This window comes from Streptomyces sp. PU-14G, from assembly GCF_041028275.1.
Classification (GTDB): Bacteria; Actinomycetota; Actinomycetes; order Streptomycetales; family Streptomycetaceae; genus Streptomyces.
This window is the reverse complement of the sequence record NZ_JASKYT010000675.1, coordinates 1-1,526: the sequence shown is the minus strand read 5'-3', so window position 1 is coordinate 1,526 and position 1,526 is coordinate 1. Positions and strand designations below refer to the sequence as shown.

Here is a 1,526-nt window from a genome sequence, read left to right as displayed (position 1 = left end):
ACCCCAGCCCCCACCCCAGCCGGGGCCGCCGCAGCAGCGCTCGGGGCCGCAGTCGCAGTCGCAGCCGCATGCGGGGTCGTACGGGCCCACGACGCACGGCGGACCGCCCGCGCCGCCGCCGTCCGAGGCGTACGGCCAGACGCTCCACGGCAACGCCCCCTACGGCGACGCCCTCCACGGCGGGCCCGCACCGTCCGGAACGTCCGCACCGTCCGGGGAGCCCGTACCGTCCGGGACGTCCGCACCGTCCGGGGCGGCTCGCACGGGTGCTCCGGTGGGGGCGCGGGAAGAGGGGCCGAGCACGCTCGGGCTACGGCCGCCACGTCGCGAAGGCGGCGGAAGCGCGCCACCGCGTACCGAACGCCCACCGGGGCCCTCACGGTTGGAGGCCCGCAGGGCGGCACGGGCGCTCAAGCCGGGGCCCGGCATCATCGCCAGCCGCGCCATCGGCGAGGTCTTCATCACCTGCGGCGTGCTGATGCTGCTCTTCGTCGCCTACCAGTTGTGGTGGACGAACTTCCGCGCCAACCAACAGGCGGGCGGCGCGACCGACAAACTGCACGAGCAGTGGGACAAGCACAAGTCCGACAAGGGTGTCGACCCCGAAAGGAAGCCCGGCGCCTTCGAACCCGGCGAGGGCTTCGCCGTCATCCACATCCCCCGGATCGACGTCACCGCCCCCATCGCCCAGGGCGTCTCCAAGACGAAGGTGCTCGACAAGGGCATGGTCGGCCACTACGCCACCGCCCCGCTGAAGACCGCCATGCCCTGGGACAAGAAGGGCAACTTCGCGCTCGCCGGGCACCGCAACACCCATGGCGAGCCGTTCCGCTACATCAACCGGCTGGAGGCCGGTGACGTGGTCGTCGTCGAGACGCAGTCGAAGTACTACACCTACAAGGTCACGCGGCAACTTCCGTCCACGTCCCCGTCCGACACGGGGGTGATCGATCCGGTTCCGCCCAAGTCGGGCTTCAACGAGCCCGGTCGGTACGTCACGCTGACCACCTGCACCCCGGAATTCACCTCCAAGTACCGTCTGATCGTCTGGGGCAAAATGGTGGACGAGCGTCCGCGCAGCAAGGGCAAGCCGGACGCGCTCGTCGACTGACACCGACGGGCGGGGGCTCGGCGGAACGACCGGCAACGAAGCGGCGGAGCGGTGGAGGCGGCACAGTGAGCGACAGCAAGCGGGAGTCCGCGCGGAAGGCCGCGGACCGGGGGGAGCCCGCTGAGGCCGCGGCGCCGCCCGTCACCGGGTCCGCCGGTGACGCTGACGCGCGGGAGGAGGCCCCAGCCCCCGACGACGCTGCCGAGGAGGACTCCCGGATAAGCCCGGAGACGGCGGGCGATGGGAGTTCACAGGAGAGCCCCGAGGAAACGGCCGGCGGGAGTGCACAGGAGAGCTCGGAGGCGGCGGGCGACGGGAGTTCGCAGGAGGGCCCCGAGGGAACGGCCGACGGGGGCTCTCAGGAGAGCTCCGAGGCAGCGGGTGAGGGGGCGGCCGGTGGGCCGGCCCCTCACCC

General features: G+C 72.5%; 1 protein-coding gene and 1 pseudogene. Both read left to right on the top strand.

Annotated features, from left to right (window positions below; all coding sequences use genetic code 11):
* On the top strand, nt 1–1,111 hold a 1,111-nt coding region (locus AB8Z75_RS34600), incomplete at its 5' end, for a class E sortase (protein WP_369209055.1).
* Between the two features lie 65 nt (nt 1,112–1,176).
* Nucleotides 1,177–1,526, top strand: a pseudogene (locus AB8Z75_RS34595) (hypothetical protein); the annotation flags it as partial.